Raw genomic sequence first — 24713 nt, 5'->3', positions numbered from 1 at the left:
TCCCAAGGACTCGAGACATGATTCGGAAGACGATGGTTTCACTGATCCTGATGTGCGCTTCTTTCGCCGCCAACGCCTGCAACACCACCCTGTCGTCCGGCGCGAATCTGCACACTGCGGTCGCGACCTATGCAGGGCAGACGATCTGCCTGAACGCCGGCACCTACAACCTGGGCACCACGACGCTGGACATTCCGGCCGGCACGACGATCGAGGGTCTCGCGGCCAGCCGTGATTCGGTCGTGATCAATTCCAGCGCGGTGCGGGCGATGGCGCCCGGCAACAGCGTGATGCTGAAGAATTTCCTCCTCAATGGCCCGGGGCCGGCCGGCGAATTCGGCATCCTCAGTTATCAGCGGTCCGGACTCATCCTCTGGGGGCTCCGGATCCAGAACTTCCTGATCAGCATCGGCGTGAACGGCAGTTCCAACGTCGATATCTGGGATACGTTCATGCGTTACAACGGGAACGTATCGAACGGCATCGCCGACCCGAACGTGTGGATCAACGACGCCAATGATGTCGTCATCCTTTACGGCGAGGTGATCGGCCGCGCCAACGGTCCAGGTGGCGATGGCGAAATCGCCTCCTACAACTCCACCGGTGTCGTGATCGACGGCACGCATACGGTCGATGTCGGCGCCAGCGCCATGTACATGGTCAATTGCGACTACTGCCGGATCTCCAACACCGTCACGCACCGTCCGGGCGAATGGGGCATCGATGTGGTCAGCGGTTCCGATCATTTCCAGGCGAACAACAACAGCGTTTCCTGGGCCAAGTTCGGTGGCGCCGTGTTCGACGAAGCCGGCTCGATCGGCGGCACGTTCACCGGCAACAGTTTCAACAACAACCGGCAGATGGGCGTCGGTGCCTGCAACGGCATCAACGTGATCGGCAATGTCGCCGGCGTGACCCAGAGCGGCAACACGTCGACACCCTCCGGCGTCATCTGCAAGTTCAATTAACCGCGCCTGGAGGCGGGCCGGCCTACCTCGTCAGTGGATGGCTCGCCTCCAGCGCATCTTTTCTGTTGGTACACGGCGCGTGATGGATCGCATGCCGGTGGCCCGGGGCCCCAAACCCGGACCGCACCGCGGCACCGCTCGCCGGCGGGGTCGCTCGCCGGGAAATCCCAGGGATGGGGTTTCCCGGCGTTTTCCGTTTGCGATTCGCGCGCCACGCTGCCGCCGGTCATCCGTCAGGAGACACTCATGCTCCAACTGCGCCCCAACTGCGAATGCTGCGACAGGGATCTGCCGCCGGACGCCACCGATGCGGTGATCTGCAGTTTCGAATGCACGTTCTGCAAGTCCTGCGCCGATGGCGTGCTGCATGGTCGCTGTCCGAACTGCGGCGGTGGTTTCAGCCCGCGCCCGCTGCGGCCGCCACAGCTGCTGGCGAAGTATCCGGCCTCCGCCGAACGGGTATCGAATCAGCAGGGATGTCGGACAGCGGCCTGAGCGCCTGCTGACATGTCCTGTCAATGGCCGTCGCCACAATGGGCCCTGTCCCCCGGATCGGATCGATCGACATGAACGACGAAAGCCTCACGAAATACGCGGGCGGTTGCCTTTGCGGTGCGGTGCGTTACGCGCCGACGGCGCCGCCGCTGATGGAAGGCAACTGCCACTGCCGCGATTGCAGGCGAGTCTCGGGCGGCCCGTACGCGCCCACGCTGTTCTTCGCGCTCGAAAGCGTGAACATCCGCGGCGACGTGAAGTACTACGAAAGCATCGGCGGCAGCGGCCAGCCGATCCGTCGCGGGTTCTGCCCGCACTGCGGATCGCAGTTGTTCGGCCGGCCTTCGATGCGGCCGGGCATGATCGGCATCCGCGCCGGTACACTCGACGATCCCGCGGCATTCCAGCCCCAGGTCGACATCTTCGCGTCGCATGCGGCGCCCTGGGACCGTATGCTCGACACGACCGCCAAGTTCGATACCTCGCCGCCGGCGCCGTGATGGATGCCGTGCGGCGCCAGATCCTCGTTGCCGGCCTCGGCGCGACGTTCGTCGCCGCGCTTCCCGCCTGCGCCACATTCAACGGAGTTCCTTCGATGCATGGTCTGATCGGCAAGATGAAAGCCGCACCCGGGCAGCGCGACGCGCTGATCGCGATTCTTCTCGAAGGCATCAGCGGGATGCCCGGCTGCCTCAGCTATGTCGTCGCGCGCGACCCGGCGGATGCCGATGCGGTGTGGATCACCGAAGTCTGGGACAGCGTCGAACACCACAAGGCCTCGTTGTCGCTGCCGCAGGTGCAGGCGGCGATCGCGAAGGCCCGGCCGATCATCGCCGGCTTCGATACCCACATCGTGACCGAGCCGGTGGGCGGGCACGGTCTGTCGGTCTGACCGCGGTCGGGCTACGATGCTCCGACTTCACGCCGGACATCGCTCATGCGCCGCATCCCGAGTCTTCTTCTTGCCTCGATGGTCTGTTTCGCTGCGCAGGGGGCCGAACCGACCGCCGCGAACATCAACCTCACGCCCGGCGCCGCGCCGGCATCGTCGGAACTGATCGCCACGCTGGCGGAGAAGGACCGGCAGCTCTTCGAAGCGGTGTTCGGCTGCAAGCTGGATCTGCTCGCCTCGCTGATCGCCGACGATTTCGAGTTCGTCCACGACAAGTGGGGCCAGACCGCCGATTCCGGCGCGAAGTTCATGCAGGGCATGCGCGACAACTGCAAGGCGCAGGAGACCGGACAGAATTTTCGCGCGCGTCGGGAACTGGTCGAAGGCAGCATGACCGTGCATGTGCTGAATCATTACGGTGCGATGCAGATGGGCGAACACCGCTTCTTCGCGCTGCAGCCCGGCCAGCCCGACAAACTCACCGAGAGCGGCAAGTTCATCGATGTGTGGCGGCAGATCGACGGCGAATGGAAGCTCGCGCGGGTGATCAGCTACGACCATCAACTCGCCGAATGAAGCCATGCCTGCCGGCGCGGCGGGGGCTCACACCGAGAACACCACCGTCCGCTGACCGTTGAGCAGCAGGCGGTCGTCCAGCCAGCAGCGCAGCGCCTGCGCCAGCACCCGGCGTTCGATGTCGCGACCGATGCGGATCAGGTCTGCGGGCGTGTCGTGGTGGCTGACGCGCTGGGTGTCCTGTTCGATGATCGGGCCTTCGTCGAGGTCGGCGGTGACGAAGTGCGCGGTCGCGCCGATCAGCTTGACGCCGCGCGCGTGCGCGCTGTGGTACGGCCGCGCGCCCTTGAAACTGGGCAGGAACGAGTGGTGAATGTTGATGCAGCGGCCGGCGAGTCGTTCGGTCAGTGCGTTCGACAGCACCTGCATGTAGCGCGCCAGCACCACGAGCTCGGTCCGGGTGTCTTCGATCAGTGTCCACAGCTGCGCTTCCTGCTCGGCCTTGTGCCCGGGCGTCACCGGCAGGTGATGGAAGGGAATGCCTTCGAAATCGAGATGACGATAGGTGTCGCGCGGGTGATTGGAGACGATCGCCACGATCTCCATCGGCAACTCGCCGATGCGCCATCGATAGAGCACGTCGGCGAGGCAGTGGTCGAATTTCGACGCCATCAGCAGCACGCGACGGCGATCGCCGCGGTCGCGCATGGTCCACTGCATGGCGAAGCGTCCGGCGGGCACCGCGAACGTCTCGCGCAGGGCCTCGAACGACGCGCCCGATTCCACCAGGGCGAATACCGTGCGCATGAAGAAGCGCTCGGTTTCCGGGTCGCTGTACTGCTGCGATTCGAGGATGTTGGCGCCGTGCCCGAACAGGTGACCGGAGACCGCGTTGACGATGCCTGGCTTGTCCGGGCAGGAGAAGGTGAGGACGTACTGACGGGACGGCATGTGCGGGACTGGCGAGGTGGGGTTCGGCGACTTTACACGCCAATGCCGACCGCGTGCGGCGCGGGCCGTTCGCTGTCGGGTTGTGCGGCCGGCCGCGATCAGTCCCCGTCCACCGCTCGCCGGCCCAGCGCCGGGTCGTCGGTGAAGAATGCGTCGATGCCGAGCGCCAGATGGTCGCGGATCTGCCGGATCGAACCCGCGTCGTGTCTTGCGGCGGGGCCGCCGTCGCGGGCATGGTCGCCGAGGAAATGGTTCTCGGGCCGGAAGGTATAGACGATCACCGCGAGTCCTGCGGCGTGGGCTTCGTCGACCAGCCGGCTGCGCCCGTGCGCCGGGTCGAGGTCTCGGAACGCCGGGCCGATGGCATCGGCGTACGACGCGACCTCGCGCAGCCCATCGGCCTGCATGAGGTCGCCGTAGGTCGTCTGCGCGCCGGTCCCGACCGTGTCGTAGGGCCGTTCGCCCGGGCTGCCCAGCAATTGCAGCAACTGGAGGTTGCCGCCGCGCTCGATGCGTCCGCGCAGCGCGCGCAGGTTCGCGATCTCGAACGACTGGATCACCACCGGCGCCGACCGCGTGTGCGGATGCGCGCGCAGCGCCGCCAGCAAGCGATCTTCCATCACCAGCCCGATGCCCGCGAAGTAGGTCGGATGCTTGATCTCAGGCGCCAGGCCGATGAGGCGTCCGCGCTTCGCCGATTCGTCCGCGGCGAGGGCGACGATCTCGTCCAGCGTCGGAATCGCGAAGCGGCCGTCATGGGCGGTCCCGCGCAACTGCGGAAGACGTTCGCGGGCGCGCAGCGTCTTCAGTTCCGCAAGCGTGAAATCCTCGGTGAACCAGCCTGTCGTGCGTTCGCCGTCGATGGTCTTCGTCGTTCTGCGCGCGGCGAATTCGGGGCGATCGGCGACATCGGTCGTGCCCGAGATCTCGTTCTCGTGCCGCGCCACCAACACGCCGTCGCGGGTGCTGACCAGGTCGGGCTCGATCAGATCGGCGCCGTCCTCGATCGCCTTGCGATAGGCCTCCAGCGTGTGCTCCGGGCGCAGCGCGCTGGCGCCGCGATGGCCGATCACCAGGGCAGGGCGGAGAGGGATGGACATCGCGGTGCGTTCCGGTACGGAAGGAGGCGATGCGCATCCTGACACGATCAATGCGGCGACGAACGGGAGGACGAGGGATCGGGCGGTGCGGCGGAGGCGGAAAGGCATGTTGCGGGGTCCGGAGTCGTGTCCTGAAGGTCCGAGCATGCCGCGATCGCGCGACAAAGCGATGGCAGCGATCGCGCCGCCCTCTTGGTGCAATCGCAGCGCAGCGGAGCCGGCCCGCGACATCGGACCCGCGAAGCCGGACCTGCCGAATCAGAGCAGCGTCGCGCCGGGCCTTCGCGACGCGAGGGCATCGGCCTGACGCGTGGGCTCCGGCAGGCGATAACGACCGACCTGGCGCATCGTCATCTCGACGGCGGTTTCCATCGATACGCGATGGCCCGGCGAGACCACCAGCGGCAGGCAGCGGGGCTTGCTGCGCAGCAGCCAGCCCACCTGTTCGCCGCGATGCCGCAGCGGCACCCGCGCGCCGCGAACGTCGGGCAATTCGCCATCGGGCGTTCCGGCCAGGATCTTCTTCGCCACGCCGATGCAAGGCAGGCCCGCGACCACGCCGAAGTGCGCGGCGATGCCCAGGCGACGCGGATGGGCGATGCCCTGGCCATCGACGAACGCCAGATCCGGCCTCAGCGGCAGTTGCGCCAGCGCTTCGAGCAGCGCCGGCAATTCGCGGAACGACAGCAGGCCGGGCACGTAGGGCATCGAAGTCGGCAGACGCGCGATCCGCGCATGCAGGACCTGGCCGCTGTCGGCATCCAGCAGGACTGCCGCGGCGCGCGTGGTCTCGCCGCCGTCCTCGAAGCCCACGTCGAAGCCGGCGATCACGCGCGGCGGCGAGGCGGCATCGTCCTGCAGCGACACCCGGGCGGACAGCCTCGCCTGCAGCGCGCGCGCGCCGGCGATGCTGCCGTCCCAGCCTTCGAAGGCTGCTGCGGGCGGTGTCGCGAGGCTCGCGTGTCCGGATCGTTCTTCCATGTCCCATTGTGCCTGTCGACTCGCGCGGAACCGCATCGGGCGCACCCGCCGTTCCGCTGCGGTTCCGTCGACGGCGCGCGCGTGCACTTCGCGTGGATCGGTGTCGCGGAGCACGCGGCGCAGCGCGATCACTGGCGGCATTGCGCACGATGCGCGAGCGCATCCGGCGGCGGGTGGATTCAGCGCCGTACGGGCGCCGGCGCGCGCATGCGCGCTTCGACCTCCGCCACCTTGTTCGCCGTCCAGGCGTCATCGGGGTCGAGTGCCGCGGCGGCGCGGAAATCGCGCAGCGCGCGTTCGAACTTGCCGTCCCATTCCCACAGCAGGCCGCGACGGATGCGGGCGTCCTTCGGGAAGCGGTGGAAGCGGATGTCCTGGCTCAGATACATGATCTTTTCGGCGTAATACTCCAGCTCCGACGCGGTGAACCCGGCGTTGAGCAGGGTTTCGCGTTCGGGGCCGTGCGCCAGTGCGGCGCGATACGCCCACAGGGCCCTGCGATCGCGATGATGTTCGGAGTGGCGATCGGCGATCTCGCGGCCGGCGTGGGTCGCCAACAGGGCGAGGCGGGGATTGCGTTCGAGCTGCGACCCCGCACCGAGCGCGAAGCCGTACAGTTGTTGCGGCGATCCGCCCCAGCGGCCGTGCAGATATTGGGCGGCCTGCTCGCGGACGTGGAAACTGGCCGGCGATTGCCGCAGCGCGGCCTGCAGCGTGTTGGGGATCGCCTCCCGGCGCCCCTGCAGCACGTGCGTATCGATCAGATAGAGATACGCGGTCATCAGCCGCGGTTCCGCGGCGATGGCCTTGCGGAGATGCACCTCGGCGCGATCCGCATGGGCGCGCACCTGGTCTTCGGAGGCGTCATCCCCGCGCGCCTTCCAGGCCATGTTCGTCAACGCGGCGCCGCGCTCGGTGTTGGCGAACGGATCGTCCGGCACCGCGGAGACCCAGCGTCGGGTGTAATCGTCCATTTCTTCGGAACTCTTCCAACTGTGCAGGAAGAACACCCGGTAGAGCAGCAGTTCCGGGTCCTCCCCGGAATGGTGTCGCTGCAGGTAGCCGGCATACCGGTCGTGCAGCGCCTGCCATTCGCCGCGATCGATCATGGCCTTGACCTCATCCACCTGCATGATCGGCGTCTGGTGGTCGGCGCAGAGCGCTTCGATCAACCGCGGCGGCCATGCGATATGCGGCAACGACGGATACTCGAGGCAGCGCCGCACCGGATCCGCGATGGCCTCCACGCGGTCGATCTCGGCGAAGATCTTCTCGTAACGACTGCGCTGCCAGAGCTCGGGCACGGGCGGCGGCATGCGGCCGCAGGCGGCGGACAGTGCGGCGATGGCAACGACCAATGCCGCCCGCAGTCGCAGTCGGGCCTTCGCGCGCGATGTCCGGTGCAGGGCGGGCCGGTGAGCTGCGGCTGACGGTCGATGATGGTGATGCATGGCCGATTCTGTCATCGGACGTCGCGTCTTTTCAAACGCAAGCGCGTCGCCCGCCACCGTGCAGGGCGCCGGACGGCCGCCCGGCGTTGCACGAAGGCAGCCGCGTCGGCATTTCGGGAAAGCGAGCGCACCGTCGATCGTGCCGGACCGTTCGTCGCCATGCCGCATGTGGCCTCGCAACCCCGAGTATGCGTTCCACTTCGCTATCATCGCGGCATGCTCCGTCCACAAGGGTCGATCCGATGTCGTACGTGCGTTGCCTGCGAGGCTTGGGTTCAGGCATCGAGTATTCCGCCGATGTGCCGATGAATCTCGATCCCGTCGATGGCCGGCCGGTCGAGATGGTGTTGGATCTCGATCGCCTTGCGGCCGAAAAGCCGGAGGCTGCGTGGTACGACCCGTCGCGACGCGATCTCTGGCGGTTCGGCGCGCTGATGGCGCTGGACATCGCGAATCCCGAGGACGCGCGCCACATCGTCGCGCTCGGCGAAGGACACACGCCGCTGCTGGACTATGCCGATCACGCCGCCGCGCATGCGGGCGGGCTGCGGCTGCAGGTGAAGGAAGAGGGCAAGGCGCATCCCGGCTACGGCGCCAACCCGACCCAGAGCTTCAAGGATCGCGGCATGGCGATGGTGGTCGCGCAGGCGCGCCGCCTCGGACTGACGAAGCTCGCGGTGCCCACGCAGGGCAATGCCGGCGATTCGCTGACGCGCTATGCGGTTGCTGCCGGGCTGTCGGTGGTGGTGGCGATGCCCGACGACACGCCGGCGCCGATCCTGGGCAACGTCGCGGCCGCTGCCTTGCGCGATCCGGATCGCGTCAAACTCGAATTGATCGGACCGACCATCCGCGAAGCCGGCGCGTATCTGAAGGAACATTACGTCCCGCAGGGTTTTTTTTCGGTCGCGACCTTCCAGGAGCCTGGGTGGCGCATCGAGGGCAAGAAATCGCTGGGCCTGGAGCTGGCAGAGCCCGCGCCGGGGCACACGCGTTGGTCGTTGCCCGACGCGGTGATCTATCCGACCGGCGGCGGTACCGGCGTGCTGGGCATGTGGAAAGCCTGGGACGAACTGGAAGCGTTGGGTCTGATCGACAGCCGTCGTCCGCGCATGCTGTGCGTGCAGAGCGAGGTCACGCCGCCGTTGGTGAACGCATTCGACGCGGGGGTGGACGACACCTCCGTCGTGCGGGCGGGCAATACGATCAGTTTCGGTCTGAACGTGCCCGGCGGTGTCGGCCATTTCAAGGTGCTGAAGATCATTCGCGAAAGCGGTGGCGCGGCCATCGCCGTGAGCGAAGCCGACACCGCCGCCGAACTGCAGCGCGTATGGCGCGACAAGCGCTGGTGGATTTCGCCCGAAGGTGCCGCCTGTCTGGCGGCGATTCCGCAGTTGCTCGATCGCCGGCTGCTGAACCGCGGCGAGCGGGTGGTGGCGGTGAATACCGGGTCGGCGGAGAAATATCTGCCGGCATTGCGGCATCTGATGTGATCGAACGAAAGCGCAGCCGGATCGGTCAACCCGGATGGTTCCATCCGGGCGGCAAGAAAATGGCTGAGCATCGAATCCACCCGGAACAACAATCGCGATGCCGCTCGACGCAATTCCTCGCTGCCAGCGACAGCGTCGATGCCGGGCAGCATCGGCTGCCCGGCGTCGTGTGAGTTCCGGAAGCGTGCGCCTCAGTATTTCGGGAAGGCGAGCACGCCGTTGATCGCGCCCGACTGTTCGCTGCCGTGCCACATGTGGTTTTGCACCAGCGTATCCCAGGTCCAGAACAGCGATCCCGCGAATCCCATCGCGTAGGCACTGTCGCGATGCGCGCCCATCGCGTTCGCGGCCGGGATGATCGACGGGAACTGCGATTTGAACGCGCCGAATTCGCCCATGAACAGGGGGCGAGTGGTCTTGTTCATCGCCGCGAATTCAGAGGTGTTGAGATCCGCCGAAAGGGTGTAGCCCGAGCCCAGCGGATAGGTGTGGATATCGGTGTAGTCGAGCGTGCTGTACAGACGCAGGGTGATCGGACGCGCCGGGTAGTACGGCAGGTCCGGATTGCCGCCGGGCTGCACGCCGTTGGGCCCGGTGCGGCCCACCGCGGCGAAGGTGAAGACGCTGGCGGCGACCATGGCCTGCGGGTCGACCTGCCGGATCGCGGCCGCGGACTGGTTCGCCCAGTTCACGACGTTGGCGTCCACCGCCTGCTGGCGCTGCGCGGGGATGGCCATGTCGTAGGACAGCGTGTCTGCGGTCTGCACGATGCCGCTGGTCAGCGAGAAGGGCTTTTTCTGCCACAGCACGAAGACTTCGTTCTCCAGTTCCCAGGCGAAGATCGCGCTCAGCAGTTCGCCGCCCGAATACGCGGACAGCGCCTGGACGAAGTCTCGCGCATAGGTGGCCTTGGCCTGCACGAAGCCCGGCGACATGAAATAGGCGTTGAGGTCTTCGATGTTCGGCAGCGTGTTCGCGTTGGCGATGCCGATGTATTTCGCGTTCTGCGGCAGGAAGCTGAGGACCGGGATCACGTAGATGCCGCGCGCCTTGGCCCGCGAGACGAAATCGGCGAAATTCGCCACGTAGGGCGCGTACAGCGAGGTCGAAGTCTTCGGCCCGGCGATGCCATACTTCCCGGTGGACTGCTGGCAGTTCGCGCCGTAATAGTCGTCGCCCGGATTGATGAAGACCCGTACGACGTTGTAGCCGTCGTACTGCATCTGCGCCAGGAACGATTCCGCGGCGCTGGCGTTGTAGAGATTGACGTTGAAGGTGGCGTGCTGCTGCGTGCAGGTGGCGATGTCGACGAGCTTGATGTAGTTGTAACCGTGCGGCACGAAGCGCGCATTGGTGCTCGCCTTGTAGAACTCGCCTGCGGGCGAAGCGCTGCGGGCCTTGATGCGCGGCAACGGCGCCCCGGATGCGGCGAACGATGCCGAGAGGGCGATGGCGGCCGCGAATGCCAGCGGTCGGGAAATGCGAGGTGTCATGAGGTCGTCCCTGAGTGCGCACGAATCGGAAGATGGGCGTCCATGCCCGTCCGCGCGATCCGGGGCAGGCCACCGTCCCGGCATCGGGCCGGGATGTCGCGGATCATGCGGGATCGCACCCGCGCCGTCATGTTGCGAAGCGATGGCCGGCGGCTGTTCCGTCTCCAGCGCAACGGCCGCTCTACACGCCGTAGAAGCCGCGATACCACTCGACGAAATGCTTAACGCCGACGTCCACCGGCGTGGTCGGCTGGTAGCCGGTGTCGCGGGTGAGCGCGCTGACGTCGGCGTAGGTGTCGGGCACATCGCCGGGCTGCAGCGGCAGCAGGCGCTTTTCGGCCTTGCGGCCGAGGCAGTCTTCCAGCACTTCGATATAGCGCAGCAGTTCCACCGGGTTGTTGTTGCCGATGTTGTAGACGCGGTACGGCGCAGAAGAGCTGGCAGGTGTCGGGTTGAGCGGGTCGTAGGCCGGGTCGGGACCCGGTACTCGATCGAGGGTGCGGATCACGCCTTCGACGATGTCGTCGATGTAGGTGAAATCGCGAGTGTGTTTGCCGTGGTTGAACACGTCGATGGGTTCGCCGGCGAGGATCTTCTTCGTGAACAGGAACAGCGCCATGTCCGGGCGGCCCCAGGGGCCGTAGACGGTGAAGAAGCGCAGGCCGGTGGTCGGCAGCCCGAACAGATGGCTGTAGGTATGCGCCATCAGTTCGTTCGTCTTCTTGCTGGTGGCATAGAGGCTGACCGGATGGTCGACGCTGTCCTCGACCGAGAACGGCAGTTTGCGGTTGGCGCCGTAGACCGAACTGGACGATGCGTAAACGAGATGCTCGATGCCGCGATGGCGGCAGGCTTCGAGGATATTGAGGAAACCGACGATGTTGCTGTCGATGTAGGCGCGCGGGTTCTCCAGCGAATAGCGCACGCCGGCCTGCGCCGCGAGATTGACCACGCGGTCGGGCTTGAAGCTGTCGAACGCGGCTTCAAGCGCGTCGCGGTCTTCCAGCGAGGCCTTCACGAACGAGAACCCCGGCAGCGGCGTCAGCCGCGCCAGGCGGGCGTCCTTCAGCGTCGGGTCGTAGTAGTCGTTGAGGTTGTCGTAGCCCAGCACTTCGTCGCCGCGGGCGATCAGGCGCTCGGTGAGCTTGGAGCCGATGAAGCCGGCGGCGCCGGTGACGAGTACGCGCATGGGAGGTCGCCTGTCGGGATGCGTGAGCAGAGGGGTATTGTCACGCTGTCGGTGCGGCGAATCCAGCCGATCAGGTGCCGGATGAGGTGATGGTGCCGCGCGCCCGTTCCACGCGCACCCAGATGTCGGGCGGCGTGCGGTTCTGCCAGACGTCGAGCAGTATTTCGCGGAACAGGTGGTTTTCGCGGGCTTCGGACTCGATCCGATCGATAAAGGCCACTCCACGCAGAGCGATCAGATCCTCGAGAGGTCCGACTGCAAGCATCTCGAGCGTCCATTCCGGTGGGTGGCGCGCGATGACCTTCAGGATGAAACGCCAGACCGCCTCTTCGTGGCCGTGATGGATGGCGAACAGGTCAGGGTCGGAGAGCAGGGCCTCGATCTCGTCTGCGCTGGGGGCTTCGGTCTCGGCATTCGATTGCGCCTGTAAACAGGCATCAATGTCCTCGGGATCTTCCGGTGGCCGTTCCTTGTGCCGCTCGATGAATCGCTCGACCCATTCGTCGAGCTGCGACTCGTTGTCGAACGGCCAGGCCAACGCGCTTCAGAGCCTGCCGTCGACGGCTTCGCGCGGCAGCAGCGCCTTCACGTCGAACAGCACCGCGCCGGGTTTGCCGAAGCGGCGGATGCCTTCGGCGCCGAGGGCGGCGAATTCGCGATGGGCCACGGCCAGGATCACCGCGTCGTAGACGCCCTCGGCCGGCGCGTCGGTCATCCGCAGGCCGTATTCCTCGTGCGCGAGATGCGCGTCCACCCAGGGGTCGTGCACGTCGACTTCCACGTGGTAGCTGCGCAGTTCGTCGAGGATGTCGACCACGCGGGTGTTGCGCAGATCCGGACAGTTTTCCTTGAACGCCAGGCCCAGCACCAGGATCTTCGCGTTGGCCGTCGGCAGGCCGCGGCGGGTCATTTCCTTGATCGTGCACTGGGCGACATGCTGGCCCATGCCGTCGTTGATGCGACGGCCGGCGAGGATCACGTCGGGGTGATAACCGATCTGCTGCGCCTTGTGGGTGAGGTAATAGGGATCGACGCCGATGCAGTGGCCACCGACCAGACCGGGCTTGAACGGCAGGAAGTTCCACTTGGTGCCCGACGCCGCCAGCACTTCGTGGGTGTCGATGCCGAGGCGGTGGAAGATCAGCGCCAGTTCGTTGATCAGCGCGATGTTCACGTCGCGCTGGATGTTCTCGATGACCTTCGCCGATTCGGCGACGCGGATGCTGGAGGTCTTGTGGGTGCCGGCGGTGATGATGCTGGCGTACAGGGCATCGACGAAATCGGCGACCTCGGGCGTTGAGCCGGAAGTGACCTTCATGATCGTTTCGAGACGGTGCTGGTGATCGCCGGGGTTGATGCGTTCGGGGCTGTAGCCGGCGTAGAAATCGACGTTGAAGGTCAGGCCCGATTCGCGCTCGACGATCGGCACGCAGACTTCCTCGGTGGCGCCGGGATACACGGTGGATTCGTAGATCGCGACGCCGCCCTTGCGGATCGCGCGGCCGACGGTGCGGCTGGCGGATTCCAGCGGACGCAGGTCGGGGCGCTTGTAGGCGTCGATCGGCGTCGGCACCGTCACGATGAACACGTTGCAGCCGTCGAGATCGGCGGGATCGCAGCTGAAGCTCAGGCCGGTGGCGGCGCGCAGTTCGGCTTCGCTGGCTTCGAGCGTGCGGTCGTGGAAGCGCTTGAGTTCGTCCACGCGCTGCGCGTCGATGTCGAAGCCGACGACGCGATAACGCTTGCCGAACGATGCCGCCAGCGGCAGACCGACATAGCCCAGTCCGATGATGGCGATGCGGACCTGGTCGGGAGGCATCGGATCGGAACGGTGGTCGTCGAGGGCGGGAAGTGCGGCCTGCATCGTGCGGAATTCCGGGGTGCGTGAAAGGGGCGAAGTTTATCAGCCGGTCTGGCGGCCGTTCCGGCGGTCGGTCCGGAGGCGTGTGCGAAGGGATGAAGTAGCATGGCGGCCCGCGCGCGGCGGGCGCCCGATCCCCCCGGTCGGCGTCGGTAGTGTTGACGCGGAAAGCGCGATGTTCCGGCCATCCGGGTCACGGTTGCCGCTGTCGGCCGCATTCCGCGTTGTGCTATCGCGACGCCATTCCTTCGCACTGTCCTGAGGTTTCATGCGCATTCTCGTCTGCGGCGGCGCCGGTTACATCGGAAGCCATACCTGTGTGGTGCTCGCCGAACGCGGCCACGAGGTGGTGATCGCCGACAATTTCTCCAACAGCGCACCGGCGGTGCTCGATCGCATCGCCCGCCTGATCGGTCGCGCGCCGGAAGCGCACCGCATCGACGTGCGCGATGCGGACGCGCTCGCGCGGCTGTTCGCCGCCGATCGGAGCGATGCCGCAAGCTTCGACGCCGTCATCCACTTCGCCGCGCTCAAGTCCGTCGGGGAGTCCTGCGTGCGGCCGCTCGAATATTTCGACAACAACGTCTCCGGCACGATCGCGCTGCTGCGGGCGATGCGCGCGGCCGGCGTCGGCCGGCTGGTGTTCAGTTCCTCGGCGACCGTCTATGGTGCGCCGTCGTCGCTGCCGATCGACGAATCGGCGCCGCTGTCGGTCACCAATCCCTACGGCCGGACCAAACTGATCGTCGAACAGATCCTGGAAGACGCCTGCGCCGCCGATCCGGGATGGCGTGCGATCAGCCTGCGCTATTTCAATCCGGTCGGCGCGCACCCCTCGGGCCTGATCGGCGAAGCGCCCAGCGGCGTGCCGAACAATCTGATGCCCTACATCTGCCAGGTCGCGGTGGGTCTGCGCGAACGGCTGCAGGTATATGGCGGCGACTGGCCGACCGTCGACGGCACCGGCGTGCGCGACTACATCCACGTCATGGACCTCGCGCATGCGCATGCGCATGCGATCGAAGCGCTGGGGCGCATCTCCGATCCGCTGCATGGCCACCGGACGATCAATCTCGGCGTGGGCCGCGGCATCAGCGTGCTCGAACTCGTGCGTGCGTTCGAAGCCGCGAGCGGCCGCGCGATTCCGTACGAGATCGTCGGGCGACGTCCCGGCGATGTCGCCGAGGTCTACGCCGATCCGCGGCTCGCGGACACGCTGCTCGGCTGGCGCGCGGAGCGCGATGTCGATGCGATGTGCCGCGATGCCTGGCGCTGGCAGTCGATGAATCCCGCCGGTTACGCCGCAGGCTGAAGCCCGGCGGCCAACGCGGCGGCCACCGCGTCCGGACGTTTCATCCACGCGAAATGATCGGCGCGGGTGCCGAGCCGGTCCGCATCCAGTATCCCGCAGCGCACCGCCGTGGGGCGCATCTTCGCGAGCAGCCAGTCGAGCGACGATCGCGGCGCGAGCCAGTCGTCGGCGAACAGCAGCGCATCCATGTCGACGCGCACGTCGGCGAGCGCGGCTTCCAGGTCGCGATCCATGCCGGCACCGGCGTAGCGGCCGCTGAGCCCGGTCCGGGCCCAGTCGCGCATCACGCCGCGGGCTTCGTTGCCGCCGAATCCGAGCGTGCGGCCGGGCAGGGCGCCACGCACGTCCGCGGCCCACGGCAAGAAGCGATAGGCCAGCGGCAGCAGCCATGCGCGCGGCCCCGGAAACGCGCGCCAGTACGGCGCGCCGCTGGCGACGATCCACAGCCGCTGGGCGGTGTCGGGCCGCAGCGCGAGCAGGCAGGCGGCCAACTGCGCGCCGAGGCTGTGTCCGCCGACGATGGCGGGCAGGCGCGGGACGCATGCGCGGATGGCGGCGACACTGGCCGGCAGGTCGGTCTGCAGCAGTGCGCGATAGCCCCAGTCGCTGTCGCGCCCCGCGCGCAGCGTGCTGCTGCCGTGGCCGCGCCATTCGTGCACGAACACCGCGACGCCGCGCGCGGTCAGCGCTTCGGCGAAGGGCAGGTAATGGCGCGCGGCGACGCCGAGCGCGGGCAGCCACAGCAGGCTCGCGACCGGTGCGGCCGGTGCGCGCAGCAGCAGGCGGAAGCCATGGCCGTCGGCGACGACGACGGGCAGACCGTCGTCCTCGGCGGGCGATTCGCGGTCGTCGCGGCCCCGATCGCGATCCTCGGCCGCCGTCACCGCGCTGCGGCGCCGAAGTGATCGAGCACGAGGATGTCGCTGCGCCCCGGGCGGCTGCCCAGCCGCAGCGCGCGATGCACGTAGTCCGACGCTTCGCGGCAGGCGTCGATCAGCGGCGCGCCCAGCGCGAGCTGTGCGGCGATCGCCGCGGCGAGGGTGCAACCGGTGCCGTGCGCGTTCACCGCGAGGCGCGGGTGGCGGATCTCGCGATGCATGCGCCCGCCGCTTTCGCGACGCACCGCGAACAGATCGACGATCTCGTCGCCGCCCGCCAGATGGCCGCCCTTGAGCAGCACGGCGCCGGCGCCGAGATCCAGCAGGTCGTCGCAGGCGATGCGCATCGCGTCGAGATCGGGAATCGGACGGCCGAGCAGGAATTCCGCCTCGGGCAGGTTGGGCGTGATCACGGTGGCCATCGGCAGCAGGCGCTTGCGCAGCACGTCGATCGCGGTGTTCGCCAGCAACTGTGCGCCGGAGGTGGCGATCATCACCGGGTCGACGACGATGTAGGGCGGGCAGTGTTGATCGAGCGACTTCACCACCGCCTGGATCATGTCGGCGTTGGCGAGCATGCCGATCTTCACCGCGCCGATGTCGAAGTCGTCGAAGCACGTGTCGATCTGCGCGCGCAGGAACGCCGGCGGCGGCACTTCCACGGCGTCGACGCCGCGGGTGTGCTGTGCGGTCAGTGCGGCGATCGCGCTGAGACCGTGCACGCGATGCGCGGCGAAGGTCTTGAGGTCGGCCTGGATGCCGGCACCGCCGCCGGAATCCGAGCCGGCGATGGTGAGTGCGGAAATGGGTCGGGGGAGATTGGCCATGCGTCGATTCTGACCGAAGACGCGTCGCGGTCAAGGCGGCGGCACATCGTCCAAACGTCGATATGCCGATAGGCGATGCATATCGAATCGCGATCTTGTCGCGATCGAATCGTGATGGCGTGACGCCGAGCTACGAGGTCCGGTCCTGGGTCGCGGTGCCCGCGATCAGGTCGTCGGCCAGACGCAGCGCGCTGTCGAAATCCGGAACGATGTGCAGTGCGCCTTCGCGCGGATGCAGCCGCATCTGCGCGAGCACGCGTCGCGGCTGCGGCTGCAGCCCGGACACGACCAGCGTGATGCCGCGGCGTTGGCAGCGTTCCAGCAGGCCTTCCAGCGCATGCACGCCGCTGGCGTCGATCACCGGCACCAGACGCATGCGCAGGATGAAGACCTTGGGCGGCACGCGGAACTGATCGAGCAGGTCGTCCAGACGACTGGCGGCGCCGAAGAACAGCGGTCCGCTGATCTGGAACGCTTCGACGCCCGCGGGCAATCGCGCGCGCTGGGTCGGGTCCGCTCCGCTGTCGTCGTCGCTTTCGATCATGCGCACGCCGGACTGCACTTCCACCGCTTCGGCCATGCGGAACATGAAGACGAACGCCGCCACCACCACACCGACCTCGATCGCCAGCGTGAGGTCGAAGAACACGGTGAGGAAGAAGGTCAGCAGCAGCACCAGGCGATCGCCCTTCGGCGCCGACAAGGTATGGCGGAAGGCTTCGACCTCGCTGATGTTCCAGGCCACGATCAGCAGGATCGCGGCCAGCCCGGCGAGCGGCACGTAGCGCATCAGCGGCGCGAGCAGCAGCATGAACGCCAGCAGGAACGCGGCGTGCAGCATGCCGGACACCGGCGTGCGCCCGCCGGCGCGGATATTGGTGGCGGTGCGCGCGATCGCGCCGGTGGCGGGCAGCCCGCCGAACAGCGCCGACGCGGCGTTCGCCACGCCTTGGGCGACCAGCTCCATGTTGGAGCGATGGCGCCCGCCGGTCATGCCATCGGCGACCACCGCGGACAGCAGCGATTCGACGCCGGCGAGGAAGGCGATGGTGAAGGCGCTGGGCAGCAGTTCGCGCGTGCGTTCGAAGGGAATATGAGGGAAATCGAACGACGGCAGCGCCGACGGCAGCCCGCCGAACTTGCTGCCGATGGTTTCCGCGGGCAGCGCGAAACCGGCGCTGACCAGCGTGCACAGCAACAGCGCGATGAGGAAGCCCGGCCAGGCCGGACGCCAGCGGCGCAGCGCGAGGATCGTGAACAGGCCGAGCAGGGTCAGCGCCACCGCCGCCGGCTGGGTGGTCGCGATGTGCTTCGCGTAGGCCGCCCAGCGCGGGATGAATTCCGCCGGCACCTGTCCCATCCGCAGGCCGAGCGCATCCTTGATCTGGCTGGAAAAGATGCTGACCGCGATGCCGGCGGTGAAGCCGGTCACCACCGGCTGCGGGATGTATTTCATCAGCGTGCCGAGCCGCAGCAGCCCGGCGGCGATCAGCATCAACCCGGCCATCAGCGTGCACAGGATCAGACCGCCGTAGCCGAACTTCTCGATGACCGCGAACACCACCGGAATGAACGCCGCGGTCGGCCCGCCGATCTGCACCTTCGAGCCGCCGAGGAAGGAGATCAGGAAGCCGGCGATGATCGCGGTATGCAGGCCTTTCTCCGGCGTGGTGCCGCTGGCGATCGCCAGCGCCATCGCCAGCGGCAGCGCGATGATCGCGACCGTCAGCCCGGCGACCGCATCGGCGCGCAGGTCGGCGAGGCCGTATCCGGCACGGAAGACCGCGATGGTTTTCGGCTCGAATTCGCGCAACCGTTTCGACGGCGGGTGGGCGCTCACGATCCGACCTCTTTCAGGCGCACCCCGCGCCCGCGGGCCTGGCTGATCTGTTCGTTGCCGATCAGCTCGACGCCGGCGGCATCCAGCGCGTCCACGATCTTGATCAGCGAAGAGACCACGCCGCGGACGTTGCCTTCGCTGGCCTCCATCCGCTGGATCGTGGGCAGGGACACGCCTGACAGCGCGGCCAGTTGTTTCTGGTCGATCCCGAGCAGGGCGCGCGCGGCCCGCATCTGGTGGCTGGTGATCATGATCGCCTCCTGACGGATACGGCGATTATCATGCAGTGCGCATGTAAAATAAACTAAATTGCGTGTTTTTTGATGTTTGAAACATCAATTCGGCCAACGCCCAACCCGCAGATGACCATCGTAACCGGCGCTCAGCAGGCGGCCATCCGCAAAGCCGAGCAGGTCGGTCGCGAAATTCGCATGACATGTCGCCTCGTGCCATCCGCCACCTTCGGGATCGTCGATCACCACGCGGCCGTCTTCGCCGGCGCTGCCCAGACGACCGTCGGGCAGCCAGCGCAGCGCGCGGATCGCCGCGCGATGGCGGTGGCGAACGCCGTGACGCTGCCAATCGTGCCCATCCGCGCTGCGCCACACATGGCCGTATCCCTGCATGTCACCGCAGACGAGGGTGATGCCGTCGCTGTCGCCGCGAATCGCCAGCGCGCGCAGCGGCGATGCATGCGGCAGCGCGGCGATCGGCGTCAGAGCGTCGCGCTGCCACAGCCGCGCGAAGCCGTCTTCGCCGGCGCTGACCACAACGCTGCCATGCAGCGCGAGGTCCCAGATCCATCCGGCATGCGCGGCTTCGCGCTGCGCGACCACGGCCATGTCGCGCCAGCGGCGCAGTGCGCCATCGGCGCCGGCGCTGATGAGGCATTCGTCGGCATCGCCCGCGAGCGCGAGGCCTGCGCCGCCGTGCGCGACGGTGCGACCGGTTTCGACCCGCCGCTGCAGATCCCAGCGCCGCAGCGTGCGATCGCGCGACAGCGTGAATAGAGTGTCGGCCGAGGTCTGCGCCATCGCCAGCACCGATTGTGCATGGCCGGCCAACGTGCCGCGGAGCGTGCCTTGGGACGACCACAGGCGCACCACGGCATCGCGTCCCGCGCTGGCCACGCCGCCGTCGCGCAGGCGCGCGAGTTTCCAGACGTAACCGTGGTGACCCGGGGAGAACGCCGTCGTGCCGGAGGCATCGTTTTCGATGTCGGTCCCGATCTCGTCCGCGACATCGATGCCGGTGTCGTGGCTCGCGAACATCAGATCGCTGCGCAGCACGTGCTTGACCCCGGACAGCACTTCGGCGCCGTCGTGCCAGAGGGCATGATCGAACACGATCAGACTGCCGCGCGGCGGCCGCAGCGACAGCAGCAGGGGATTCGCACCATCGGCATCGCCCTGCGGGCCATGCGCGAAGAACCGGGTCGCGCCGCCTTCGAAGTGCGCCGGGTCGTCGAGATAGATCATGAAGGTCAGGAACGAACGCTGTCCGTGCGGCTCGTGGCGAACGCCGTCCTGATGCAGATGGAAGGCCTCGCCTGGCTCGTAGCGGCAATAGCGCAGCCGCGGGTTGATGCCGGTGGGGCGCCAGCGACGACCCTGCGCGTCGTGCAGAAGGGATTCCAGTGCAACCCGTTCGCGCAATCGCGCATACAGGGCATCGGCACGTGCGGCATCGTCGCGCACCAGCCGGCGATTGTTGCGGTAGCTCGGCGGGAAATCGGCGTCGGCGCGGACGAAGCCGCAGGCCTGCGCCGCGGCGATTTCGGCGTCGCATTCGGCCGGATCGAGAAAACCCGGCAGCAGCCAGCAGGTCGATGCGCGACCGGGCAGCAACGCGATCGCGCCGCCGCCCGGAGACCACGCCGCGTTCACCTCACAGCACTTCCGACGCGAAATCCGCCAGTCGCGAACGTTCGCCGCGTTTCAGCGTGATGTGCGCGCTGTGCGCCCAGCCCTTGAAACGATCGACGGCGTAAGTCAGGCCGGAGGTGGTTTCGGTGAGGTAGGGCGTGTCGATCTGTTCGACGTTGCCCAGGCAGACGATCTTGGTACCCGGGCCGGCGCGGGTGATCAGCGTCTTCATCTGCTTCGGCGTGAGGTTCTGGGCCTCGTCGAGGATCAGCCAGCGGGTGAGGAACGTGCGGCCGCGCATGAAGTTCAGCGAGCGGATCTTGATCCGCGACGCCAGCAGGTCGTTGGTCGCCGCGCGGCCCCAGCTGCCGCCGTCCTGGGTGTTCGGCATCAGCACTTCGAGGTTGTCGGTCAGCGCGCCCATCCACGGCGTCATCTTTTCCTCTTCGGTGCCGGGCAGGAAGCCGATGTCCTCGCCCACGCTCACGGTCGCGCGGGTCATGATGATCTCGCGGTAGCGCTGCTGGTCCATCGTCTGCGCCAGGCCCGCGGCGAGCGCGAGCAGGGTCTTGCCGGTGCCGGCGGTGCCGAGCAGGGTGACGAAATCGATGTCCGGGTCCATCAGCGCGTTGAGCGCGAAATTCTGCTCGCGGTTGCGTGCGGCGATACCCCACACGGCGTGCTGGTGGCTGCGGTAATCGTCGACGATCTGCAGGGTGATGCGGTCGCCGTCGACGCGCGCGACGCGCATCTCCGCCTCTTCGTCGCCGGGCAGGTAGAGGTACTGGTTCGGGTACCACTCCTCGTCGTCGCCGCGCTTGAGTTCGTAGAAGGTGCGGCCCTTCTCGGTCCACGATTTGAGGTCGGCGCCGTGGCGTTGCCAGAAATCCTCCGGGAGCGCGGAGACGCCGGTGTAGAGCAGGCTGAAATCGTCGAGCGCGCGGTCGTTCTCGTAGTCTTCCGAGGCGATCCCGGCGATCGAGGCCTTGATCCGCAGGTTGATGTCCTTCGACACGAACACCACCGGCACCGCCGGCTCCTGTTCGCGCAGATGCAGGATCGCGCCGAGGATCTGGTTGTCCGGCATCACCGCGCCGAAGCGCTTGGCCGAGTCGAAGCTGCCGGTCTGGAACCGCAGCTTGCCGATGCTCTCGGCGGCGCGCAGTTGCAGGCCCTTCGGCCGGCTGAGCGTGAGTCCGGACGCGATCCGGTCGGTGCCGTTGCTTTCGATCAGCTCGTTGAGGAAGCGGCTGACCTGGCGCGCGTTGCGGCTGGCTTCGGACGTGCCCTTCTTGGCGTTGTCGAGTTCCTCGATCACCTGCATCGGCAGGTAGACATCGTGCTCCTCGAATTTGAACAGCGCGGTCGGATCGTGCATCAGCACGTTGGTGTCGAGGACGTAGATGCGCTTGCCTTTGGTCATCATGCGGTCGGCTTACCGATGCGGGGGAAAGGAGGTTGTATCCGGAGGGAGGGCGTCTCGGCGCGTCCCGCCGCGGAGAACATCGCGGAGAACATCGCGCGACACGGAACCACCGCGGCCCGCGGAGCGGGGCGGTGACCTGCGGTGTCGCGCAGGAAGGTCACTGACCTTGGGCCGCCTTCAGCGCATCGAGCACGGCCTGGGCGTGTCCGGGCACCTTCACGCCGCGCCATTCGGCGGCGAGTCTGCCCTTGGGGTCGATCAGGAAGGTGCTGCGGACGATGCCCAGCACCTTCTTGCCGTACATGTTCTTCTCGTGGATGACATCGAAGGCGCGGCACAGTGCCTCGTCGCCGTCGCTTACCAGCAGAAAATCGAAGCCCTGTTTGGCGCAGAAGTTCTGGTGCGACTTGACCGAATCGCGCGAGACGCCGAACACTTCGGCGCCGAGTTTCGCGAATTTCGGCAGCAACGCGTTGAATTCGAGGCCTTCGGTGGTGCAGCCCGGGGTCGAATCCTTCGGATAGAAGTACAGCACCAGCCATGCGCCGGCGTGGGCGGAGAGCGTGGTCGTGCTGCCGTCGGACAGCGCGAGCGGCAGGGCGAGCGTGGTCTTGGGAAGCGCCTTGCCAACGATCGGAGGATTCGCGTCGGTCATCGTCAGAACTTCATCGGGTCCATGATGGCGTCGAGGTTCAGATGGTCGCAGAACTCGAGGAAATCGTCGCGCAGCGCGGCGATGTGCATGTCGGAGGGCACGCCGATGGTGACCTGGGCCGAGAACATGTCGGCGCCGGTCTGCATCGCGCGGTAGCGCGCGCAGTGCAGGCTTTCGATGGTGATGCCCTGGCGATCGAAGAAATCCGCGAGCTGGTAGAGGATCCCCGGCTTGTCGGCGGCGACCACTTCAACCACGTACGGCAGCAGGTTCGACTGCAATGCCTTGGGGCCGGTGCGGTACCAGATGAGCTTCAGCCCTTCCTCGCGCTCCAGCCGGGTGAGCATGGCTTCGAGTTTGGCGATGGCGTCCCACGGGCCCACCGCCAGCGCGGTGACCGAGACGTCGCGACCGACGGTGGAGAGACGCGAGTCGACGAGATTGCAGCCGCTGTCGGCGATCCGCCGGGTCACCGACAACAGCGGCGACTGCGGATGCGTCGTATAGGCGTTGATCAGCAGGTAGTTCTCGTTCGGCGCAGGCCGTGCGGCGGTGGAAGAATCGGTCAAGGTGGCGTCCGCGGCGGGAAAATGTTGCGAAAGGATGATGCGCAGGTCCGTCGTGCGTTGCGCGCCGGGGACTCCATGCCAGCATACTGGCCTGCGGTTTCGGCCCGCAAGGTGAACGGACCTGTCTTCGATGGGGGCGTCCCGGTCGTTCCGCAAGTGGTTGATTCGCATGATTCCGGTGGCTGCCTGTGCGGGGCGGCCCGACCGCGCATCCGGGCCGCCGCGCGGATGCGGCGCTTGTGCGGAGGATGGAGTGTTCAGACCTTCCCAAGTAACATCCGGCACTCCGGCGCGCTGCAGACCGCATCGGCCACCCAGAACCTCCAGGCACTCCCAAGGCATCCGCGTGCACCTGTCCGGCAGCATCACCGCGTTGGCCACGCCGTTCACGGCGTCCGGCGACATCGATTTCTCCGCGTGGGATCGTCTGCTGCAATCGCAGATCGATGCCGGCACCCAGGGCGTGGTGGTGGCTGGCTCGACCGGCGAGGCCAATGCCCTGACCGACGACGAATACGAGGCGTTGCTGCGCCGCGCCGCGGGGCTGGTCGCGAAACGCATCCCGGTGCTGGCCGGCACCGGCCTGTCGAACACCGCCAAGACCATCGAACTCACCCGCAGCGCCGCCGCCTGGGGTGCCGATGCCGCGCTGGTGGTGACCCCGCCCTACGTCCGCCCCACCCAGACCGGCCTGATCGCGCACTATCGCGCGGTCGCCGACGACGGTGCGCTGCCGGTGGTCCTCTACAACGTGCCCGGCCGCACTGGCTGCGATCTGCTGCCGGCGACGGTCGCCGAGCTGGCGCCGCATCCGCGGATCGTGGCGATCAAGGAAGCCCGGCCCGAACCCGAGCGCATGGCCGATCTGCTCGCATTGCGCGGCGCCGGCTTCGCCGTGCTGTCCGGCGACGATCCCACCGCGGCCCGCGCAATGCTCGCCGGTGCCGACGGCGTGATCTCGGTGGCGTCCAACGCGCTGCCGGTCGCCATGCGCCGCTTTTGCGACCTTGCCCGCGCCGGTCGCCGCGCCGAGGCCGAGGCCTTGGACGCCGAACTTCAGCCGATCTTCGATTTCATGGGGATCGAGCCGAATCCGATTCCGGTGAAGGCGATCCTCGCCCGTCAGGGCATCGGTCAGGGGCTGCGCCTGCCGCTGACCACGCTTTCCGCGACTCACGCCGCCACCGCCGATGCGATGGCGGCGCGGATCGCCGCCATCGAAGGCGAAACCGCGGTCGCCGCGGCCTGAGTCCGCCGCACCGCCGCCTACAGAACCGCTTTCCGGGTCCGTCGCCCGCACCGTTTTTTCCAGGAGTCCCCATGTCCCCGAGCCGCCAGAACGTCCGTCATGCCCTGTCCCGCGCCGCGATGGTCGCGACCCTCGTCGCGATGTCCGTCGCCGTGCTCGGCACCTCGGGCTGCAGTTGGTTCCGCAAGAAGAATTACTACGCTGCGGAAGAGAGCCAGCGCCCGCTGGAGTTCCCGCCGGCGTTCGACCCGGCCGAGGCCGAGCGTGCGCTCGCCACCACCGCCAGCGGTTCGGTCAGCCGGTCCGCGTTGCCCGGCGGCAATCCGGCCGCCCGCAGCCTCGGTTTCAGCGTGGCCGGCGACCGCGCCAGCGTGTTCGCGCGCGTCGGCGAGGCCCTGGCGGCGACGCAAGGGCTGAGTATCGCCAGCCGCGCCGAAGTGCTGGGTGCCTACGATGTCGATTACGCGGGCTACAAGTTCCTGATCCGCATCACCGAAGCCGACGGTCGCAGCACGGTGTCGGCGGTCGATCCGCGCGGCCTGCCGGCCGACAACGACGGTGCGTCCAAGCTGATCGCTTCGCTGAAGGCGTCGCTCGGCGGCAATTGAGATCGACGGGTCTCCGGGATCGAGGCCGGCATCCGCCGGCGTCTGTCCCGGAAGGTCTGTCCGGAAAACGAAAACGGGCGCCTCGGCGCCCGTT

At 67.4% G+C, this 24713-nt stretch carries 26 protein-coding genes; 10 read left to right on the top strand and 16 right to left on the bottom strand.

The genetic code is table 11. The features are described from left to right. Positions 1–32: 32 nt before the first annotated feature. The 5 genes from ABD974_RS00845 (at position 33) to ABD974_RS00825 (ending at position 2931) form a co-directional block, all read left to right on the top strand. Positions 33–968, top strand: coding sequence for a hypothetical protein (locus ABD974_RS00845; RefSeq protein ID WP_345301373.1), 936 nt, complete (start codon positions 33–35; stop codon positions 966–968). 246 nt (positions 969–1214) lie between these two features. Then, positions 1215–1463, top strand: coding sequence for a DUF1272 domain-containing protein (locus tag ABD974_RS00840; protein ID WP_345301372.1), 249 nt, complete (start codon positions 1215–1217; stop codon positions 1461–1463). Between the two features lie 71 nt (positions 1464–1534). Beyond that, the gene (locus tag ABD974_RS00835) at positions 1535–1963 is read left to right on the top strand and encodes a GFA family protein (protein WP_345301371.1); all 429 of its coding nucleotides are present in this window, start codon (positions 1535–1537) and stop codon (positions 1961–1963) included. Between the two features lie 95 nt (positions 1964–2058). Then, positions 2059–2355, top strand: a complete 297-nt coding sequence (locus tag ABD974_RS00830; protein ID WP_345301370.1) for a putative quinol monooxygenase — start codon at positions 2059–2061, stop codon at positions 2353–2355. Between the two features lie 45 nt (positions 2356–2400). Further along, positions 2401–2931, top strand: a complete 531-nt coding sequence (locus tag ABD974_RS00825) for a nuclear transport factor 2 family protein (protein ID WP_345301369.1) — start codon at positions 2401–2403, stop codon at positions 2929–2931. A 27-nt stretch (positions 2932–2958) separates the two neighbouring features. On the opposite strand, the gene purU is transcribed toward ABD974_RS00825, so the two are convergent. From purU to ABD974_RS00805, 4 genes are all read right to left on the bottom strand, one after another. Continuing rightward, entirely contained in the window at positions 2959–3822 is an 864-nt protein-coding gene (gene purU, locus ABD974_RS00820; RefSeq protein WP_345301368.1) for a formyltetrahydrofolate deformylase, read from the bottom strand. A 98-nt stretch (positions 3823–3920) separates the two neighbouring features. Beyond that, positions 3921–4922 carry a glycerophosphodiester phosphodiesterase family protein gene (locus tag ABD974_RS00815; protein ID WP_345301367.1) on the bottom strand — a complete coding sequence of 334 codons (1002 nt, stop codon included), beginning with the start codon at positions 4920–4922 and terminating at the stop codon, positions 3921–3923. Positions 4923–5180: 258 nt separating this feature from the next. Then, on the bottom strand, positions 5181–5903 hold the full coding sequence (gene nfi / locus ABD974_RS00810) for a deoxyribonuclease V (RefSeq protein WP_345301366.1): 723 nt from the start codon (positions 5901–5903) through the stop codon (positions 5181–5183). 179 nt (positions 5904–6082) lie between these two features. Continuing rightward, positions 6083–7207 carry a tetratricopeptide repeat protein gene (locus tag ABD974_RS00805; protein WP_345301970.1) on the bottom strand — a complete coding sequence of 375 codons (1125 nt, stop codon included), beginning with the start codon at positions 7205–7207 and terminating at the stop codon, positions 6083–6085. Between the two features lie 53 nt (positions 7208–7260). Between ABD974_RS00805 and ABD974_RS00800 the strand changes: the two genes are divergently transcribed. Next, complete coding sequence (locus tag ABD974_RS00800; RefSeq protein ID WP_345301932.1) at positions 7261–8847, top strand: threonine synthase; 1587 nt, start codon at positions 7261–7263, stop codon at positions 8845–8847. Beyond that, complete coding sequence (locus ABD974_RS00795; protein ID WP_345301365.1) at positions 8844–9020, top strand: hypothetical protein; 177 nt, start codon at positions 8844–8846, stop codon at positions 9018–9020. The genes ABD974_RS00800 and ABD974_RS00795 overlap by 4 nt, the downstream gene beginning before the upstream one ends. An 18-nt stretch (positions 9021–9038) precedes the next feature. Here ABD974_RS00795 and ABD974_RS00790 read toward each other — a convergent pair whose 3' ends face one another. From ABD974_RS00790 to ABD974_RS00775, 4 genes are all read right to left on the bottom strand, one after another. Then, positions 9039–10340, bottom strand: coding sequence for a glycoside hydrolase 5 family protein (locus ABD974_RS00790; protein ID WP_345301364.1), 1302 nt, complete (start codon positions 10338–10340; stop codon positions 9039–9041). A gap of 181 nt (positions 10341–10521) precedes the next feature. After that, positions 10522–11529: an NAD-dependent epimerase gene (locus ABD974_RS00785; RefSeq protein WP_345301363.1), complete on the bottom strand. Its 1008-nt coding sequence runs from the start codon at positions 11527–11529 to the stop codon at positions 10522–10524. A 70-nt stretch (positions 11530–11599) separates the two neighbouring features. Continuing rightward, positions 11600–12067, bottom strand: coding sequence for a DUF6869 domain-containing protein (locus ABD974_RS00780; protein ID WP_345301362.1), 468 nt, complete (start codon positions 12065–12067; stop codon positions 11600–11602). A gap of 6 nt (positions 12068–12073) precedes the next feature. Next, positions 12074–13348 carry a nucleotide sugar dehydrogenase gene (locus ABD974_RS00775; protein WP_345301931.1) on the bottom strand — a complete coding sequence of 425 codons (1275 nt, stop codon included), beginning with the start codon at positions 13346–13348 and terminating at the stop codon, positions 12074–12076. Positions 13349–13658: 310 nt separating this feature from the next. Here ABD974_RS00775 and galE point away from each other — a divergent pair, with 310 nt between their 5' ends. Beyond that, complete coding sequence (gene galE, locus ABD974_RS00770; protein WP_345301361.1) at positions 13659–14702, top strand: UDP-glucose 4-epimerase GalE; 1044 nt, start codon at positions 13659–13661, stop codon at positions 14700–14702. On the opposite strand, the gene ABD974_RS00765 is transcribed toward galE, so the two are convergent. The 8 genes from ABD974_RS00765 to ABD974_RS00730 form a co-directional block, all read right to left on the bottom strand. Beyond that, positions 14687–15520: an alpha/beta hydrolase family protein gene (locus ABD974_RS00765; protein WP_425562624.1), complete on the bottom strand. Its 834-nt coding sequence runs from the start codon at positions 15518–15520 to the stop codon at positions 14687–14689. The two genes, galE and ABD974_RS00765, sit on opposite strands and share 16 nt — an antisense overlap. Before the next feature lie 62 nt (positions 15521–15582). Then, positions 15583–16407 (bottom strand): bifunctional hydroxymethylpyrimidine kinase/phosphomethylpyrimidine kinase, encoded by an 825-nt coding sequence (gene thiD, locus ABD974_RS00760; protein WP_345301359.1) that lies wholly within the window; start codon positions 16405–16407, stop codon positions 15583–15585. A gap of 130 nt (positions 16408–16537) precedes the next feature. Next, complete coding sequence (locus ABD974_RS00755; RefSeq protein ID WP_345301358.1) at positions 16538–18247, bottom strand: SulP family inorganic anion transporter; 1710 nt, start codon at positions 18245–18247, stop codon at positions 16538–16540. Then, positions 18244–18498 carry a helix-turn-helix domain-containing protein gene (locus ABD974_RS00750; protein ID WP_345301357.1) on the bottom strand — a complete coding sequence of 85 codons (255 nt, stop codon included), beginning with the start codon at positions 18496–18498 and terminating at the stop codon, positions 18244–18246. Before ABD974_RS00750 ends, ABD974_RS00755 begins: the two co-directional genes overlap by 4 nt. Before the next feature lie 84 nt (positions 18499–18582). Beyond that, a complete protein-coding gene (locus tag ABD974_RS00745; RefSeq protein WP_345301356.1) occupies positions 18583–20133 on the bottom strand; it encodes a 2OG-Fe(II) oxygenase in 1551 nt (516 codons plus the stop codon). A 1-nt stretch (position 20134) separates the two neighbouring features. Further along, complete coding sequence (locus ABD974_RS00740) at positions 20135–21535, bottom strand: PhoH family protein (protein WP_345301355.1); 1401 nt, start codon at positions 21533–21535, stop codon at positions 20135–20137. A 160-nt stretch (positions 21536–21695) separates the two neighbouring features. After that, the gene (locus ABD974_RS00735) at positions 21696–22193 is read right to left on the bottom strand and encodes a peroxiredoxin (protein WP_345301354.1); all 498 of its coding nucleotides are present in this window, start codon (positions 22191–22193) and stop codon (positions 21696–21698) included. Positions 22194–22195: 2 nt separating this feature from the next. Then, entirely contained in the window at positions 22196–22762 is a 567-nt protein-coding gene (locus ABD974_RS00730; protein ID WP_345301353.1) for a glycine cleavage system transcriptional repressor, read from the bottom strand. 346 nt (positions 22763–23108) lie between these two features. Here ABD974_RS00730 and dapA point away from each other — a divergent pair, with 346 nt between their 5' ends. After that, positions 23109–24011: a 4-hydroxy-tetrahydrodipicolinate synthase gene (dapA, locus tag ABD974_RS00725; protein ID WP_345301352.1), complete on the top strand. Its 903-nt coding sequence runs from the start codon at positions 23109–23111 to the stop codon at positions 24009–24011. 71 nt (positions 24012–24082) lie between these two features. Then, positions 24083–24619 carry a hypothetical protein gene (locus tag ABD974_RS00720; protein ID WP_345301351.1) on the top strand — a complete coding sequence of 179 codons (537 nt, stop codon included), beginning with the start codon at positions 24083–24085 and terminating at the stop codon, positions 24617–24619. Positions 24620–24713: the final 94 nt, after the last annotated feature.

This window comes from Lysobacter hankyongensis (genome assembly GCF_039543145.1).
Taxonomy (GTDB): Bacteria; Pseudomonadota; Gammaproteobacteria; order Xanthomonadales; family Xanthomonadaceae; genus Lysobacter_I; species Lysobacter_I hankyongensis.
The sequence above is the reverse complement of the archived record's forward strand: the minus strand, read 5'-3'. Positions and strand labels throughout refer to the sequence as shown.